The sequence below is a fragment of the Pedobacter sp. UC225_65 genome, assembly GCF_042698365.1.
In the GTDB taxonomy this organism is placed as follows: Bacteria; Bacteroidota; Bacteroidia; order Sphingobacteriales; family Sphingobacteriaceae; genus Pedobacter.
The window spans coordinates 3,879,534-3,895,755 of the sequence record NZ_CP170550.1; the positions used below are offsets into that span (position 1 = coordinate 3,879,534).

General features: G+C 38.9%; 14 protein-coding genes and 2 pseudogenes. 11 read left to right on the plus strand and 5 right to left on the minus strand.

The annotated features are described in order from the left end of the window. Positions 1–15: 15 nt before the first annotated feature. The 5 genes and pseudogenes from ACFJIZ_RS20480 (at position 16) to gldN (ending at position 5,714) form a co-directional block, all read left to right on the plus strand. Positions 16–786, plus strand: a complete 771-nt coding sequence (locus ACFJIZ_RS20480) for a uroporphyrinogen-III synthase (RefSeq protein WP_379088429.1) — start codon at positions 16–18, stop codon at positions 784–786. A gap of 244 nt (positions 787–1,030) precedes the next feature. After that, a complete protein-coding gene (locus ACFJIZ_RS20485) occupies positions 1,031–2,365 on the plus strand; it encodes an SUMF1/EgtB/PvdO family nonheme iron enzyme (protein WP_379088432.1) in 1,335 nt (444 codons plus the stop codon). A gap of 41 nt (positions 2,366–2,406) precedes the next feature. After that, positions 2,407–3,216 (plus strand): gliding motility protein GldL, encoded by an 810-nt coding sequence (gene gldL / locus ACFJIZ_RS20490; protein WP_379088435.1) that lies wholly within the window; start codon positions 2,407–2,409, stop codon positions 3,214–3,216. A gap of 36 nt (positions 3,217–3,252) precedes the next feature. Beyond that, positions 3,253–4,788 carry a gliding motility protein GldM gene (gene gldM / locus ACFJIZ_RS20495; RefSeq protein ID WP_379088437.1) on the plus strand — a complete coding sequence of 512 codons (1,536 nt, stop codon included), beginning with the start codon at positions 3,253–3,255 and terminating at the stop codon, positions 4,786–4,788. A 6-nt stretch (positions 4,789–4,794) separates the two neighbouring features. Beyond that, positions 4,795–5,714, plus strand: a pseudogene (gldN, locus tag ACFJIZ_RS20500) (gliding motility protein GldN). Between the two features lie 151 nt (positions 5,715–5,865). On the opposite strand, the pseudogene uvrC reads toward gldN, so the two are convergent. The 5 genes and pseudogenes from uvrC to ACFJIZ_RS20525 form a co-directional block, all read right to left on the minus strand. Beyond that, positions 5,866–7,661, minus strand: a pseudogene (gene uvrC / locus ACFJIZ_RS20505) (excinuclease ABC subunit UvrC). Between the two features lie 24 nt (positions 7,662–7,685). After that, a complete protein-coding gene (locus ACFJIZ_RS20510) occupies positions 7,686–9,908 on the minus strand; it encodes a transglycosylase domain-containing protein (protein WP_379088439.1) in 2,223 nt (740 codons plus the stop codon). A gap of 6 nt (positions 9,909–9,914) precedes the next feature. Then, positions 9,915–10,814, minus strand: a complete 900-nt coding sequence (locus tag ACFJIZ_RS20515; protein ID WP_379088441.1) for a hypothetical protein — start codon at positions 10,812–10,814, stop codon at positions 9,915–9,917. Next, positions 10,759–11,076, minus strand: a complete 318-nt coding sequence (locus tag ACFJIZ_RS20520) for a tol-pal system YbgF family protein (RefSeq protein WP_379088443.1) — start codon at positions 11,074–11,076, stop codon at positions 10,759–10,761. Before ACFJIZ_RS20520 ends, ACFJIZ_RS20515 begins: the two co-directional genes overlap by 56 nt. Positions 11,077–11,319: 243 nt before the next feature. Then, positions 11,320–12,729, minus strand: a complete 1,410-nt coding sequence (locus ACFJIZ_RS20525; protein ID WP_379088445.1) for a tol-pal system YbgF family protein — start codon at positions 12,727–12,729, stop codon at positions 11,320–11,322. Between the two features lie 110 nt (positions 12,730–12,839). Here ACFJIZ_RS20525 and ACFJIZ_RS20530 point away from each other — a divergent pair, with 110 nt between their 5' ends. From ACFJIZ_RS20530 to atpH, 6 genes are all read left to right on the plus strand, one after another. Beyond that, positions 12,840–13,070, plus strand: coding sequence for an AtpZ/AtpI family protein (locus ACFJIZ_RS20530; RefSeq protein ID WP_379088448.1), 231 nt, complete (start codon positions 12,840–12,842; stop codon positions 13,068–13,070). A 93-nt stretch (positions 13,071–13,163) separates the two neighbouring features. After that, the gene (locus tag ACFJIZ_RS20535) at positions 13,164–13,550 is read left to right on the plus strand and encodes a hypothetical protein (RefSeq protein ID WP_379088451.1); all 387 of its coding nucleotides are present in this window, start codon (positions 13,164–13,166) and stop codon (positions 13,548–13,550) included. Between the two features lie 17 nt (positions 13,551–13,567). Continuing rightward, positions 13,568–14,701, plus strand: a complete 1,134-nt coding sequence (atpB, locus tag ACFJIZ_RS20540; RefSeq protein WP_379088453.1) for a F0F1 ATP synthase subunit A — start codon at positions 13,568–13,570, stop codon at positions 14,699–14,701. A 39-nt stretch (positions 14,702–14,740) separates the two neighbouring features. Next, on the plus strand, positions 14,741–14,941 hold the full coding sequence (gene atpE / locus ACFJIZ_RS20545; RefSeq protein WP_055132568.1) for an ATP synthase F0 subunit C: 201 nt from the start codon (positions 14,741–14,743) through the stop codon (positions 14,939–14,941). Positions 14,942–15,027: 86 nt separating this feature from the next. Further along, positions 15,028–15,522: a F0F1 ATP synthase subunit B gene (gene atpF / locus ACFJIZ_RS20550; RefSeq protein ID WP_379088456.1), complete on the plus strand. Its 495-nt coding sequence runs from the start codon at positions 15,028–15,030 to the stop codon at positions 15,520–15,522. 78 nt (positions 15,523–15,600) lie between these two features. Next, a complete protein-coding gene (atpH, locus tag ACFJIZ_RS20555) occupies positions 15,601–16,146 on the plus strand; it encodes an ATP synthase F1 subunit delta (protein WP_379088459.1) in 546 nt (181 codons plus the stop codon). Positions 16,147–16,222 lie beyond the last annotated feature (76 nt).

A 16,222-nucleotide genomic window follows, 5' to 3' on the forward strand; every position in this document is an offset into this window, starting at 1 on the left:
AGGTAATTAGTTAAAATGCAGGAAAAGAAAGAAGATAGGTTACGTAAAGTAAAAAGTATACTGATCACTTTACCAAAGCCGGAAACAGAAAAATCGCCTTATTTTGATCTGGCAAAAAAGTACAACTTGAAAATTGATTTCAGATCGTTTATTCATGTTGAAGGAGTGCCAGCCAGAGACTTTAGAAAAGATAAAGTTAATCTAGCAGACTTTACCGCAGTGGTGTTTACGAGCCGTAATGCAGTAGATCATTTCTTTAGAATATGTGAAGAAATGAGATATGAAGTGCCTGCAGACCTTAAATATTTTTGCATCTCTGAATCTACGGCATTATATCTGCAGAAGTACATCCAATACAGAAAACGCAAAATTTTCTTTGGTAAGCAAACCGCTTCTGACCTAGCCGAAATATTGAAGAAACACGCAACTGAGAAATTCTTGTATCCATGTTCTGATGTGGCTACCGAAGATACCATGAACTTCCTTCAAAAAAATGGATACGACGTTACACCAGCGGTTTTGTTTAAAACTGTAGTGAGCGATCTTTCTGATTTGGCAGAGGTATTTTATGATGTGATCGCATTTTTCAGTCCATCTAGTATCCAATCGCTCTACATCAATTTCCCAGACTTTAAGCAGAACAATACCCGTATTGCCGCCTTTGGTTCTAATACCAACAAGGCCGCCACAGAGGCAGGGCAGATTGTAGATATTGCAGCGCCAAGTCCAGAGGCTCCATCGATGATCATGGCTATTGAAAACTATATCAAAAAATCAAACAAGTAGTTTTTTGATGTTTTTTCGCGTTTAGGTCTATCAGTTTAAAGTGAAGGCCCGGATAGATCGTGCAATCGATAGGCTTGAAAAAATAACAGTTGTTTTTAGGACAGGTAAATTTGACGTTAAATTTATCTGTTGTAACAACTTAATTCGCTAAGGTTGTTGATTTTTTTGGGCAAATAATTGTTTATATCAAGGATATTCGATAAAATTGCTATTAATATAACTAAGACTTCGCTTTAATTGATTTATGAGAAAAATATACTTTCTTGGTTTTTTTATCATCTGTGGCATACTGGCAAGCTGTTCTAAAGGCGGCTCGCAGGGAGAGCTGGTAGGTGCCTTTAATAAAAAATTCAAGAATAAGACAATTCCTTTTGGGATGGTTTTTATCCCGCAGGGAAGAACGCTAATTGGGATGACCGATGAAGACATTAGTTTTTATCATGGTAATCCGAGCAGAATGACCTCTTTTACGGCGTTCTACATGGATCAAACAGAGATTACAAATGCAGAGTACCGTCAATTTGTAAATTGGGTTAGAGATTCAATCGCAGTAACTTCAATGGGACAAGCTGGTGCTCCAGGTCTATACAAACCCGTGGCTACTACTGGCGGTGCTCCGGCAATGGGGCCACAAAATATCGATTGGAGAAAAGTAGGTGACAATGGGGTGAATATTTGGGGCAGAAATAGCCAATACAAAGCAAAACTTCAGAACATGTACTATGCAGGTAAAGATGCTTTGCCAGGTAAAAACCAAATTGATGTGAGAAGGCTGAGATATGCCTATAGCTATGAAAGCTATGATCTAGCGGCAGCTGGCAGAAATGATCCAAACAAAAGCAGACAAGACTTTATTGAAACCTATACCGATAATCCAACACCTGGAAAAGCAAATGAGCACCCTTCTGTGAGTGTTTATCCAGATACGATGGTTTGGAAAATCGATTATTCTTACTCACAGAACGATCCAATGGTTAAAACCTATTTTAACCACCCATCTTACGATAAGTATCCAGTAGTTGGGGTAACTTGGGAGCAGGCCAATGCTTTCTGTAACTGGAGAAGCATGATATATCAAAACGTGGCGGCTGCTAGAAAAATCCCTGTAAACTCGAGAAGTGACTATCGTTTGCCAACCGACCAAGAATTTGAATATGCCGCAAGAGGTGGTAAAACACAGACTAAATATCCATGGGGTGGACCATATATCATGAACGTTAAGGGCTGCTTACAGGCAAACTTTAAGGTGGGTAGAGGTAACTATTCTGATGATGGTGGAATGTACACCGTTGATGCCAAATCTTACATGCCAAACGATTATGGCTTGTACTGCATGGCAGGAAACGTAGCCGAATGGACCAGTACTGCCTATAACAAATCGGCCACTGCTTTATTATTAGATTTTAATCCTAACTATACAAATACTGCCAAAGGAGCTAAAGTGGTTCGTGGCGATTCTTGGAAGGACATTGGTTTCTTCCTTCAAAATTCTGTGGCAACTTACGAATACCAAGACAAACCAAGATCTTACATTGGTTTCCGTTGTGTATCTGATTTTGCCGGAAGCACTTTAAACTAAATTCAACAAGCAACAAACTAAAACAAAACTTTTAAAAGATTATGGCAGCAAGAAAACAACCAGGATGGTTACACGTGGCGATTTCCTGGGGAGCGAGTATAGTGATTATCGGTGCATTGGCTAAAATTGTACACTGGGGCGGTTCTTACGCCAACTATATTATAGGTGTTGGACTTGGGGTAGAAGCAATATTGTTCTTTTTAACAGGATTATATCCACCTGAGCCAGAATTGCCTTGGGAGCGTGTCTATCCTGAATTAAGTGATAAGTTTACGGGCGAACTGCCTAAAGCTTCTGCCAGACCAGCAGTTGCCGCTGCAGGTTTCTCTTCTACTGCTGCTTTAGATAAAATGTTGGTTGATGCTAAAATAGGACCAGAACTGATTGAAAGCTTGGGTACAGGTTTACGTACTTTTGGCGATAAAGTGGCCACTATTTCTAACGTAACCGATGCAGCTACGGCTACAAACGAATTTACAGGCAAAATCAAAACAGCTTCTTCAAGCTTCGATAGCTTAAGTACCGCCTTTGGTAAAGCAACTGAGCAATTGGTACAAATGGGAGAAAGCAATGTCGATTCTCAGGCTTACCATGATCAGGTGAATAACCTTGCCAAAAACCTATCGGCCTTAAATGCTGTATATGAATTAGAATTACAGGATTCTAGCGCACACTTGAAATCAATGAACAAGTTCTATCAGAATCTGTCATTGACGATGAACAACTTCAACGAATCGATGGAAGATTCGAAACAGTTTAAAGAAGAAGTGGGCAAACTGGCTAAAAACCTAGCGTCATTAAATTCAATTTATGGCAATATGCTAACTGCAATGAACCAACCTCGTGTTTAATTTTTGTATCATTTTAACCAAAAAACCTAATTAAACATGGCAGGAGGAAGAGAAACGACAAGGCAGAAGATGATCAATATCATGTATTTGGTATTGTTGGCTATGCTTGCCCTAAACGTTTCAGATACAATATTAAATGCATTTAAAAATATCAACGATAGTTTAGATGCCTCTAAAACCAATGTAAGCACTAGCTTAGACCAACTTTTTAGCGCATTTCAGAATACAGAACTCAAAAACAAACCAGAACGTGCCCAACCTTTGTGGGATAAAGCCAACAAGGCCAAAGCTTATGCCGAAGAACTGAACAAAAACATTCAAAGATTAAAGGATGAGTTTAAAACGGCAGGTGAGGGTATTGATCCAGAAACTGGTGATTTTGTATTGAGAGACAATATGGATATTGCTCAAAATATCATGATCAACAAAAAAGAAGGAGAGCAGTTAAAAGCAAAGATCAACGAAACCCGTTCAAAACTGATTTCGTTGTTGGATGACAAAGACAAAGCGAATGTATCCTTTTCTTTAGAAGCCAAAGATCCTGAAAAGGCCATCAATGGGAAGAAAAAATGGGAAGATATCAACTTTGGTGAAGGAACACCTTTAACCGCGGCAAATACCATTTTGACCAAAATCCAAGCGGATCTGAAAAATGCCGAAGCTGAGGTAGTTAAAAAACTATTTAGCGGAATGAACCAAACCCAAATGACTTTGGATAGGTTTAAGGCTGTTGCGGTTCCTTCTGGAAGTTATGTGATTCAAGGTCAACCTTACAAGGCTGAGGTGTTCTTAACGGCTAGCGATTCAAAATCTAATCCTGATATCTCCGTTGGAGGAACTTCATTAAATGTAAAAGATGGAGTTGGAACCTATACAGGTGGAACAAGTTCGGTAGGTTCTTTTACGTGGAAAGGTACAATCAGAGTGAAACAGGCAGATGGAGAAGTAAAAATCTACGAAACGCAGCCGATTACTTATCAGGTAGCCAAACCATCGGCAACAGTTTCTTCAACAAGATTAAATGTAATCTACGCAGGCATAGACAATCCATTCTCTGTTTCAGCACCAGGTTTTTCTTTAGAAAGCCTAAAAGCGACCATCTCTGGTGGTTCTTTAACAGGTAGTGCAGGTAAGTACGAAGTTAATGTACCAGGTAGCATGGTTGGAAAAGAAGTGACCATTAGTGTTTCTGGAACAGCCGATGGAAAGACTTTAAGCTTGGGTAGCAACGTGTTCAGGGTAAAACCTATTCCTAATCCAACAGCCAAATTTGCTGGAGTGATGGGCGGCATCCTTACGGGAAGCAAACTTACCAATGGGCAAGTGGTAGCCAGCATCGATAACTTTGAATTCGATGTTAAAATACCGGTACTTAAATTTACGGTTACAGTGGTTAGACCTAGACAAGAAGGACAACAATTTTTCTGTTCAGGTGGAAATTTAAGCCCTCAAGCTAAAGCAGCAATGGCAAACCTTCCATTTAAATCAACTGTTTACATTGATAATATACAGGTTCAGCTGCCAGATGGCCGTACGCCTATTATAAATACGATGGTATTTACTGCAAACTAAAAAATTATGAAAAGAATATTTTTTCTATTCGCATTGCTATCATTAACAGGTGCTGTCTTCGCTCAGAATACAGTTCAACCTCCGGTACAAGATAAAAAGGTAATCCCTAAAAAGAAATTGGGGCCTAAAAAGGATGGTTATATCTATAAGGAGACTACAGAAGCAGATACCGTTGTACCTTACTCTGTGGTGAATAAAGAAGATGTGGCCTTTACCAAACGTATCTGGAGAGAAATTGATCTGCGTGACCGTGGCAATTCTGTTTTAGCTTCGCCTAAGATCAACCTGTTGGGGATAATTTACGAAGCGTTGAAGAACGGTGAATTGGATATGTATGCGAGTGACAATGAAGATTTCCAGAATGGAGATCCAATTAGTCAGAAGAAGATCAGTGATACCAGTAGCTCTGCTGTTGATACCGCTTTTTTAGGTGTTAATCCAAGTACGAATGAAGTAAATAGAGCAAACAACGAATTTTTTGCAGCAAGTTATCCAATCATTAGGATTAAGGAAGATTGGATCTTAGATATCAAAAGAGGGATTTTTGAACCAAGGATCATTGGTATTGCTCCGGTAAGGATCGATGTGAAAACACAGATGGATAACAATGGTAATCCTGTTATCGATCCAGTTACCAATACCGTAAGAGCTGATACGTTGAGAAGTGCGGTGGGATGGTTCTATTTCGACGACCTACGCGAGTCTTGGTAAAACATAAAGTGGCCAATAATGGTAACGATAATTCGGGAATTAACTTCGATGATGTTTTCATCAGAAGACTGTTCTATAGTAACATTACGAAAGAATCAAATGCTGCGGATAACAGATTAGAGGATCTATTCTTAACTTCTAAAGAAAGATTGCTCGAAGCAGAAAGAATCAAAAAGAGAATGGCCGATTTTGAACAAGGTCTTTGGGAATATTAAAAGAAAAGCCTCGATAATTTATCGGGGCTTTTTTATGCACTGTCGTCGGTCCGGATTTGTAATGCTGTTGGTCCGGATTTGCAATCCGGATCCTATTTATAATGGAGTTAAAATCCAGTAACAATAGTCGAGATTTTTAATCTCGACTAACTTAAGCTTTAAAGTAATCGCTTAAAGCGATGATCTGTTTCTTGTTAAGAATTTCTGCAAGCTCTTCTTCTTTGGCTTCTTTGATCCTTTTTACAGATTTGAATTTAACCAATAACTTGTCGGCCGTTGTTTTGCCAATACCGGGGATGATCTCTAGTTCGGTCTTGAGTGTACCTTGGTCTCTTTTCTTACGGTGAAACGTAATCCCAAAGCGGTGGGCCTCATCCCGTAATTGTTGTATGACCTTTAACGTTTCAGATTTTTTATCTAGGTATAAAGGAAAACTATCACCAGGATAATACAATTCTTCCAAGCGTTTGGCAATGCCGATTACTGTTACCTTCTTGTCGATTCCTAGTTTCTTTAAACTGCTCACTGCAGATGATAGCTGGCCCTTACCGCCATCAATGATGATGAGTTGGGGCAATTGCTGTTCTTCTTCCAACATGCGCTTGTAGCGCCTATAAACGGCCTCTTCCATGGTGGCAAAATCATTGGGGCCTTCAACCGTTTTCACGTTAAAATGGCGGTAGTCCTTTTTGCTGGGTTTGGCATCCTTAAAAACCACAATGGCAGAAACCGGATACTTGCCCTGGAAGTTTGAATTGTCAAAACATTCGATATGTTGGGGCAATTGTGTCAGCCTCAAATCTTTCTGCATCTGGCTCAAAATCCGGTCTGTTCTTAGATCTGGGTTGAGTTTCTCGTATTGATTTAGCTTTTCCCGTTTAAAGAACATCACGTTTTTCTCAGACAGTTCTAACAGTTTTTTCTTTTCACCTAATTTAGGTACCGTAAACTTGAGGTTTTGGTCGTTCAAAGGAATGGCAAAGGGAACGATGATTTCTTTAGACGTACTTTTGAATTTTGTTCTGAACTCGGTAATGGCAATGGTTAACAGTTCTTCATCGGTTTCGTCCAAACGTTTTTTGATCTTATGGTTTGTGTTTGGATAATGCTACCATTCATTACTTTAAGGTAATTGACAAAGGCATAACGCTCATCTGAAGCGATGCTCACCACATCTACATTGGTAATTGCACTATTTACTACGGTTGATTTGCTCTGGTATTTTTCCAGTACCACCAATTTCTTTTGGTAGTTATGCGCCAACTCAAAATTCAGATCTTCAGAAGCTTTTTTAACCACCTGTTTTACCTCACGGATTACATTTCCGATTTTCCCGTTTAGGATATCTTTGATTTCTTCAATGTTTTGGTCGTAATCTTCTTTAGACTGGTAATTTTGACAAGGTCCTTTGCAATTGCCAATCTGGTATTCTAAACAGACCTTAAACTTTCCGTCATTGATGTTCTGTGTGGTTAATGGAAGGTTACAGGTTCTTAGGGTATAGGTTTCTTTAATAAGATCGAGAATGGTATGCATCATGCCCACCGAAGCATAGGGTCCAAAATAGGTAGAACCATCCTTCACCATTTTACGGGTCCAATAAACACGTGGAAACGACTCTTTTTTGATGATGATCCAAGGATAGGTCTTGTCATCTTTGAGCATGATGTTGTAACGGGGCAGATGCTTTTTGATCAAACTGTTTTCCAGTAACCAAGCATCGATCTCGGTATCGACAATGGTAAAACTGATGCGTCTGATTTTGGAGACCAACACTTTGGTCTTGCCATTCATCTGGTTGTCCTGATTGAAATAAGAACCTACCCGATTGCGTAGGTCTTTGGCCTTGCCGATATAGATCAGCGTACCTTCTGCATCAAAATACTGGTATACGCCAGGTTTGTGCGGAATATCGGCCAATGCCTTTTTATGATCGAAAGCACTCATTTTTAATCAGGATGTTCGGTAAAGCTAGAAGCCTAATTTCTTGTCGAGTTCAGTGGTAGTCTGCTCTGGCTCTATATAATTATTACAGTCGTATTCAATGGTAATAGGGGTTTTTGGTGGTTCGAAGTCGGCCCTGCTTACTTTAAGACGCGAATTGGCATAAACCCTTTTCATAAATCCTGCAAAAATTGGTAGGGCAGAGTTGGCTCCTTCTCCATCTCTGGTACTTGTAAAGTGGAATGCTCTATCTTCGCAACCTGTCCAAACTCCTGCTACAAGGTCAGGGCTGATACCCATAAACCAACCATCAGAGTTGTTTTGTGTTGTTCCTGTTTTACCACCAATTGGTGTGGTTATGCCATATTTGCCGGCTAATCTCCAACCTGTTCCGCCAGTAATTACACCTCTTAACATTCTTGTCATTACATAGGCAATCTCTTCGTTCATCACCACTTTGATTGTAGGCTTGCTGTCATATAGGACTACGCCATTTTTATCCTCTATCTTTAGGATATAAGTAGGCTGTGTCCAAGTACCTTTATTGGCAAAAACGCTGTAGGCGCCAACCATGTCATAAACTGAAGCGTCAAAAGAACCTAAACAGATAGAAGGTACAGCAGGCACATCTGTTGTGATGCCCATTTTTTTAGCTTCGATCGCTACTGCTTCTGGACCAACAATCTTCATCAGATAAGCAGCAATATAGTTTTGCGAGTTGGCCAAAGCTTTTAACAAAGTGATGCTGCCCGGCAAAGTACCCGAAGAACGTGGTGTCCAATCTGGGCTGCCCGGAACGGAAATGGTTACAGGCACATTGGGAACTGATAAACATGGAGATATTCCATTTTCAATAGCTACTGCATAGGTAAACGGTTTGGCCGTTGATCCCACTTGTCGGGTTCCCATCTTTACCTGATCATATTTAAAATGCTCGTAGTTGATTCCTCCAACCCATGCTTTGATGTATCCCGTTTTAGGATCCATGGCCATCATCGCATTGCGCAGTAAAAGCTTATAATACTTTACCGAGTCGATCGGTTTCATTAAGGTGTCAATATTTCCCTTCCAAGTAAAAATGGTCAATCGGGAAGGGGTATTGAAATCATCTTTGATCTCTTCATCAGATTTACCCTCTAGTTTTAATGATTTGTAACGGTCTGATCGTTTGATTCCCTGATCAATCTGCGCTTCCATGCCCTTAAAAGGATTTCGGCCTTTCCAACTATTGGTAAACTGTTGTTGAAGAACCTTCATGTATTCTTTTTGGGCCTCTTCAGCATATTGCTGCATATCGTAATTAATGGTAGTAGTGATCTTTAAACCATCTCTGTCCAGATCATAAGGAACCCCATTCTTGGTAATTGATCTTTCTTCTAATATTTTTCTAACCTCATTCTTTAAAACGGCTCTAAAGTAAGGTGCAATGCCATCATTAATGGTTGCGGCTGTAAAGTGTAAACCTAGCGGTTTGTCTTTAACTGCGTCGAATTCTTGGGCAGTTAACAGATCTGCTTTCACCATCAGGGCCATTACCGTATTCCTTCTGGTTAATGCACGCTCAGGGTTTTTAGTAGGAGAGTAACGGGTAATCCCTCTTTGGATCCCAACAAGTACAGCAGCCTGAGGTACAGTTAACTTGTCTGGTGTGGTGTTGAAATATACCCTTGCTGCAGATTTGATCCCATAGGCCTGATTACCAAAATCGACGGTATTCAGGTACATGGTAATGATTTCTTCTTTGGTGTAATTGCGTTCCAGTTTTACGGCAATCACCCATTCCTGAAATTTTTGGATGATCCTTTTGAAATAGTTCTTTTGTCGGCCTTCTTCCGAGAATAAGTTAAGTGCCAGTTGTTGCGTAATGGTACTTCCACCTTGTTTCTTGCCCATCATGGCATAGAAAAAGATGGTAAATGTCCTTTTAAAATCAATACCAGAGTGCGAACGGAAACGGATATCTTCTGTAGCGATCAAGGCATTGACCACATTTGGCGAAATCTGACTATAATTAACGTTAGAACGATTTTTTACGAAATAAGTACCCAGAACCTTGCCATCTTCAGAAATGATCTCGGTAGCCTCGTTACTTTTTGGGTGCTCAATTGCCCTAAATGAGGGGATATCTCCAAATAGGCCAAAACCAATTGAAACAATAAAAAGTGCAAACAATACCATTCCGCCGATCAATGTTTTCCAAAGCCTACGGTTGTATTTCTTAATGCTATCTGGGGTTAAGGATTTGCTCATTTTATATTAAAAGTTGTTCTTGAAAAACTCAAGATATCTGTTTATAGTTTCTTTGTTCTTTAATTTATCGAAGTTTTCTTTACTGATGTAGAAACCTCTGTAGGTATTGGCAGGTACCTTCATTATTTTTGCCAACTGTGGGGTAATGCCCTCGTAATATTCTTTTACATCGTCCAAACTACCAAAATTACCAACGTACACCAATTGGTTTTCGGCCAGTTCTGTTAATTGGTGCTTCAGGTTGCTTCCAGTATAGTTTCCTCTATTGAACTGCCCAATGCCAAAACGAGAAGAACTTAGACTTACACTCACATCTGCTACATCTATAACGTAATAATATGTTTTAGATTCTGCCAAGCTGAAAAAATTATCAACAGGCTTAGTTGGAGCAGCTGTATTTTGTGCTGGTTTTGTTTCCGGTACAATGGTTTGTACTGGTGGATTAACCGCAACCGGTGGCGCAACAACAGGAGGTGTTACCGTAGTAGTAGGTACAACCGTTGGATTAGGTTTTGGTTGCTCAACAGGTTTAACCACTGGTTTGTTTTCACCTTGTACAATAAATGGTGATTCCGTTGGGTCAAAATCAATCAGGGCAATTTTTCTAGGTTTGAAAATCGCCATGTTGGCATTGATATAAGCAATATGGTCTTTTACCAATGGAGCAATCAATGCATCGTTTGGATATTGTGTAAGGATGTTGTTGAATGCCGTTAATAAACTGTCTACAGGCTGTGTACGGCCAATGGCGATGGCTTTTAGGTAATCGTATTGTGGCTGTAACGTATTGCCCGGAAAACGTTGATTGGTTTCGTTAACCGTAGCAATTACCGCAGGGAACTCTTTTTTCTCATAGGTTGTAAAAACAGCATTGTAGATTTTGTTGACTTCCAGGATCCAACGCATTTTGTTTACTCGAGAAATTTGGATCTAGGATAGTTTTGGCGTATACAGAATTTGGGTATTTGGTCAATACCAGATTTTTAAAATGATCAGCCTTGGTTTGGTCTACATTTTTATAGCCTAGGTACAAACTATAATAGATAACTTCTAAGTGGTTGTTCTGAGGATATCTGGCCAATAGCGTTTCGTAAACCTTAACAGCCTCTGCCTGGTCTTCCAGCACCTGCTGATAGAAACCTGCAATTTCGAAATAGGCATTGATCAATCTGGTCGTCAGATTTGCGCATCAATTCTGGACTAAGCGGAAGCAAGGCAACGTAATCTTTGATCAATGTGGCCTTATCTGTTGCTCCAACATTTTGGGCATTAGTGCTTGTATTGCCATTGGTGCCAATGGCTGCTGCGATATTTTGCTGGTTGATCTGAGATGATGATTTTACACTCTGTCTCCAATTGTCTTCTAAACTACGGTTGCCCCATCTTTTCTTAAAATCAGCAAAGCCTTTACTTATTGCGGTAATGTTACTGAAATAGAAAGTATTGTTCTGTTGATTTCTTGAAGCATTTGTATTGAGATGGATCTGATCATCTTTCCATTGTTGTCGACGGCAACGCTGGTTGCTACCTCTTTTTTAGGTTCGAACATGATGTCCAATTTCTTCTCGCGATCTTGTTCAGACATTCTTGCGATCAATTGTAAAGTATCCTGCGCAGCGATCAATTGGTAACGTTGTGTTAGGTATTCCAAGTTTTGGGCTTTCTTAACAATCACCTCATAATTGGGATAGTTTTTTGGTAAAGTCGTTACTGCGCTATCATAATAAAGCTTCGCATTTACATAATCTTTAAGGTCCTTGAAATTTATATCTGCAATTTTTAAGTAAGATAATCCCTTTTGGTTTTGGTTGATCGTACTTTTATAAGCCGAAAGTTTGTAGTACTCCTGTGCCTTTTTATATTCCTGATCGGCATAATAATCTTGGGCTATCTCGTAATAGATCTGGTCGGTATAATCGAAGTTTTTGTCATCCTTTACCAGTTTAAGTAAGAGCTCCTTTCGGTTGGAGGTTTTATCATCCAAAAAGTCATTGATGCGGATCTTGCTCAACTTGGCATTAAAATACATTTCGAAAGGCGCATTGCTGTTTTCTACTTTGGTATAATTGCGCAGGCTTGGCATGTAATCTTTTTCGTGTTCGTAGAGCTGGGCCAGGATGTAAGGCCATCTTGTTCTGCTCTGTACTTTTCCACTAGCTTTGATTGCCTGTTCTAAATAAGTGATGGCTTCTTTATAATTGTATTTATAGATGCTCATTTGGGCCAAGGTGGCCAGTGGCTCCGCTTTTTCGCTCTTTACCGAATCCAATAAAATCTTCACGGTATCCAAGATCTTGCCTGCGGCTTCGTAATTGTTCAGCTGCATCAAACTTCGTGCTTTCCAGTTTAACGAAGCCAGTAAAACCTTTTTGTCCTTTTTATAAGTTCTAGCGGTATAATCAAAATATTCTACTGCATTGAAATAACTGCCTCTATAAAAATTGGTCTTGCCTAATAAGAGATAAGCTTCATCTATATAATTGCTAAGTCCCTTCTCGCTAATAATGGCTTGGGCCTTGGCGGTAATTTCATCAAGGTCTTTAGAAGAGCCGCCAGCAGAACCGGTGCCTATATAATCTATCGTTGGTGGTGCAATATAAATGGCTAAAAAATTGTCGTAATTGTCTTTATTGGTTTGAGAAAGCTCTTCCTGATAGGTGGCCAACAAAACATTTGAATTGTAAATGTAGTTATAACGTGCAGATAGGTTTTGTAGACCTCTATTTGCCGCAGTATCTTTTTGCGAAGAACATCCATAAAACAGGACTGTACCTAAGCAGAGAAATATGATTTTTAGACTGAGTTTTGCGTAGTTGTTCAAGAATATAGGGTTGTGTATTTATCTTACAATATAACAAAATGTATGCAAAAATATTTTTATTCGGCAATAAATTCTTAATATTTAAGGTATATTTTTATTTAATAATTTTTATGATAGATCCCAAAGAGCAGCAAAATACAAAAGAGGCCACTAATTTTGCTAAATATACTGGAATTGCTTTTCAGATGCTAGCCACTATTGGGGTGTTTGCATTTATTGGGCACAAGATCGACGAAGGCAGAAAAAGCGAAAAACCTATATTTACAGCGTTATTAGGTTTGTTAGGGGTGATTGTTTCTTTGTTTCAGGTGGTGCGGTCGCTCAACAAAAAGGACAAATAGAATAAACAACCCCTTCAATCTTTGCGAGTAGGGCAGGGCAAACTTCTAACTTCCGACTATCTTTCCTACCTTTGCCAAAAAAAAACCAAAGATTTGAGCTTATCACGTTTTGTGCTGTACTACATCTTATATACTGCGGTACTTGCAGGTATTGCCATTGCATTACCAGTTGTTTTTCCGGATGTAAAACTTTTGGCCAATAAATTTTGGCTGATTTTCGGGTTCTTAGGGGGACTAACTTTTGTAGCCTATATATTGGCTTTTATAGGCATCAAACGCAACCCAGAAACGGGTGTTTTGGCGATAATGGGCTCTATTGCGGTGAAGATGCTTTTTTCTATGGCTTTTGTGCTGATTTACAGCTTAAACCATAAAGGAAAGGACCTTGTTTTCGTGTTCAATTTTTTTTCTTTATATTTATTGTTCACCTTCTTTGAAATATACGGTTTGTTACGTAACTTGCGCCACCAAAATAAATAGTAAAAATCTGCGAGTAAATGGATTGTAGCCACGTTTTTGAGTTTAAGTTTAAGAGGTTAATTGTTGTTTTTACGCTTTTTTCGGCGTTTTTGTTGGTTTCTCTTGGTGCAAATGCACAAGCAGATAGCACGCATAAAGCTGAAGGAACCCATGCCGAAACAACCGAAAAGAAAAAGTTTGAGATTGGCAAGTTTGCTTTGCATCATATTGCTGATTCACATAGCTGGCATGTAATCGGCGAGACCTATATTGGTTTGCCTGTTATTTTGTATGCTGAGGGCAAAGTTGTGATGTTCAACAGCAGCGATTTCAAACATGATGATGATGCGAAGGTTGTTGTAGAGAAAGACGGAAAGCGTTTTGTGAAGATGCATGAAAAAATCTATCTGGCTTCTGATGTTGCGAATGAGCACGGGCAGTATGTTGATTTAGATGAAAAGCATCATGCAAAAAATGCACGTCCATTAGACTTTTCGTTAACTAAAAACACATGTACCTTATTGTTATCTGTAGTGTTATTGCTAGTTGTGTTTATCAGCGTTGCCAATAGCTATAAAAAACGTCAAGGTAAATCTCCAAAAGGTTTACAGTCTTGGTTAGAGCCGATTATCTTATTTGTTCGTGATGATATCGCTAAGCCGAATTTAGGTCACAAACACGAGCGTTTCATGCCCTATCTATTAACCGTTTTCTTTTTCATCTGGTTCAACAATATGTTAGGTTTGGTTCCTTTCTTGCCGGGTGGTGCCAACTTAACTGGAAACATTGCGGTAACCATGGTATTGGCGGTCATTACTTTTGGTATTACTGTATTTAACGGAAACAAACATTACTGGAAACACATTTTCTGGATGCCAGGTGTACCAGTGCCAATGAAGATATTTTTAATGCCTTTAGAGTTGATCGGTATCTTTACCAAACCAATTGCATTGATGATCCGTTTGTTTGCAAACATTACCGCTGGTCACATCTTAGTACTTTCGTTGATCTGTTTAATATTTGTATTTAACAGTATCTGGGTTTCTGCAGCATCTATTCCTTTTGCCATCTTTATTGGTGGAATTGAATTAATGGTTGCATTTATCCAAGCGTTTATATTTACCATTTTATCTGCCTTGTTTATTGGTATGGCAGTAGAAGAACACCATTAATAAGAATATTTTTTAAAACAACTAATATATAAAATCATGATTACAGGAAGTATTGCTGCAGTAGGTGCAGGATTAGCTGCGATTGGCGCTGGTCTAGGTATCGGACGTATTGGTGGTTCTGCTATGGACGGTATTGCTCGTCAACCAGAAGCTGCCTCAAAAATTCAAACTGCGATGTTGATCGCTGCTGCCTTCGTTGAGGCTGTTGCGTTATTCGCAGTTGTTGTTGCTTTAATGTAATGACCAAGATAAGTGCCTTGCAAAAGATTGTTTTGCAGGGTACTTATTAATGAAATGAACACAAAAAAATTATAATATATACAGAGATGGATTTATTAATACCTGAAGTTGGTTTAGTTGTATTTCAAACAATAGCATTTTTATTGTTGATGTTTCTTTTGGGCAAATTTGCTTGGAAACCAGTATTGGCGGCAATCAAAGAACGTGAGCAATCTATTGACGATGCTTTGAACAAAGCAGAATTGGCCAAACAAGAAATGGCTCGTTTAACTTCACAAAATGAAGAGTTGATGAAACAAGCTCGTGCTGACCGTGACGAAATTTTGAAAGAAGCCAAAATGCTGAAAGACAATATCGTTAATGAAGCTAAAACTTCAGCACATGCCGAAGGTGCCAAATTGATTGAAAAAGCTCGTATCGAGATTGAAAATCAGAAAAAAGCTGCATTGGCAGAATTAAAAGGCCAAGTATCTGCTTTGTCATTAGATATCGCTGAGCGTGTTTTACGTAGCCAGTTAGATGATAAAGCAAAACAACAGGATTTGGTGAACAACCTGTTAAAAGATGTTGAATTAAATTAAGTTTAAAGTACAAAGTTTAAAGTTTAAAGTAAAACCTATCGGTAGTAACTTTTAACTTTCAACTTTTAACTCAAATATATGTCAAGTAAAGCAGCAGCCAGATACGCAAAATCATTGATCGACCTTTCTACAGAGCAAAACGCTTTGGAGGAGATGAAAAATGATATGGTGTTATTTGAGGAAGTTGTAGATAACAACAGCGAATTAGAAGCAATATTGAAAAACCCAATTGTTCCTTTAGATAAGAAATTAGGGATTTTGAATGATGTTTTTGGAAGTAAGATCCATAAGATTACCCAAAGCTTTTTGAAACTGGTAGTGAACAAAGGCAGAGCAGGAATCTTATTTGAAACTTCAAAACAATTTATCAGCCAGTATCAATTTATTAAAGGTATCGTAACTGCCGAAGTAACTTCTGCGATTGCATTGACCGAAGCTAGCAAAACAGAAATCGTAGCGCTGGTAAAAAAAGAACTAGGTGCTAAAGAAGTTATTGTTAAAGAAAAAGTTGACGAAAAACTAATTGGTGGTTTTGTGTTAAAGGTTGGTGATAAACAATTTGATGCAAGTATTGCAAGTGGTTTGAGTAAACTTAAAAAGGAATTTGCACAAGGCATAGTTTAAGATCATCCCGATGCGAAATCGGGAACAAAAATAAAAGAGTACAAGATTTACATTTTCAAAAAAAGAAATCAAAAAT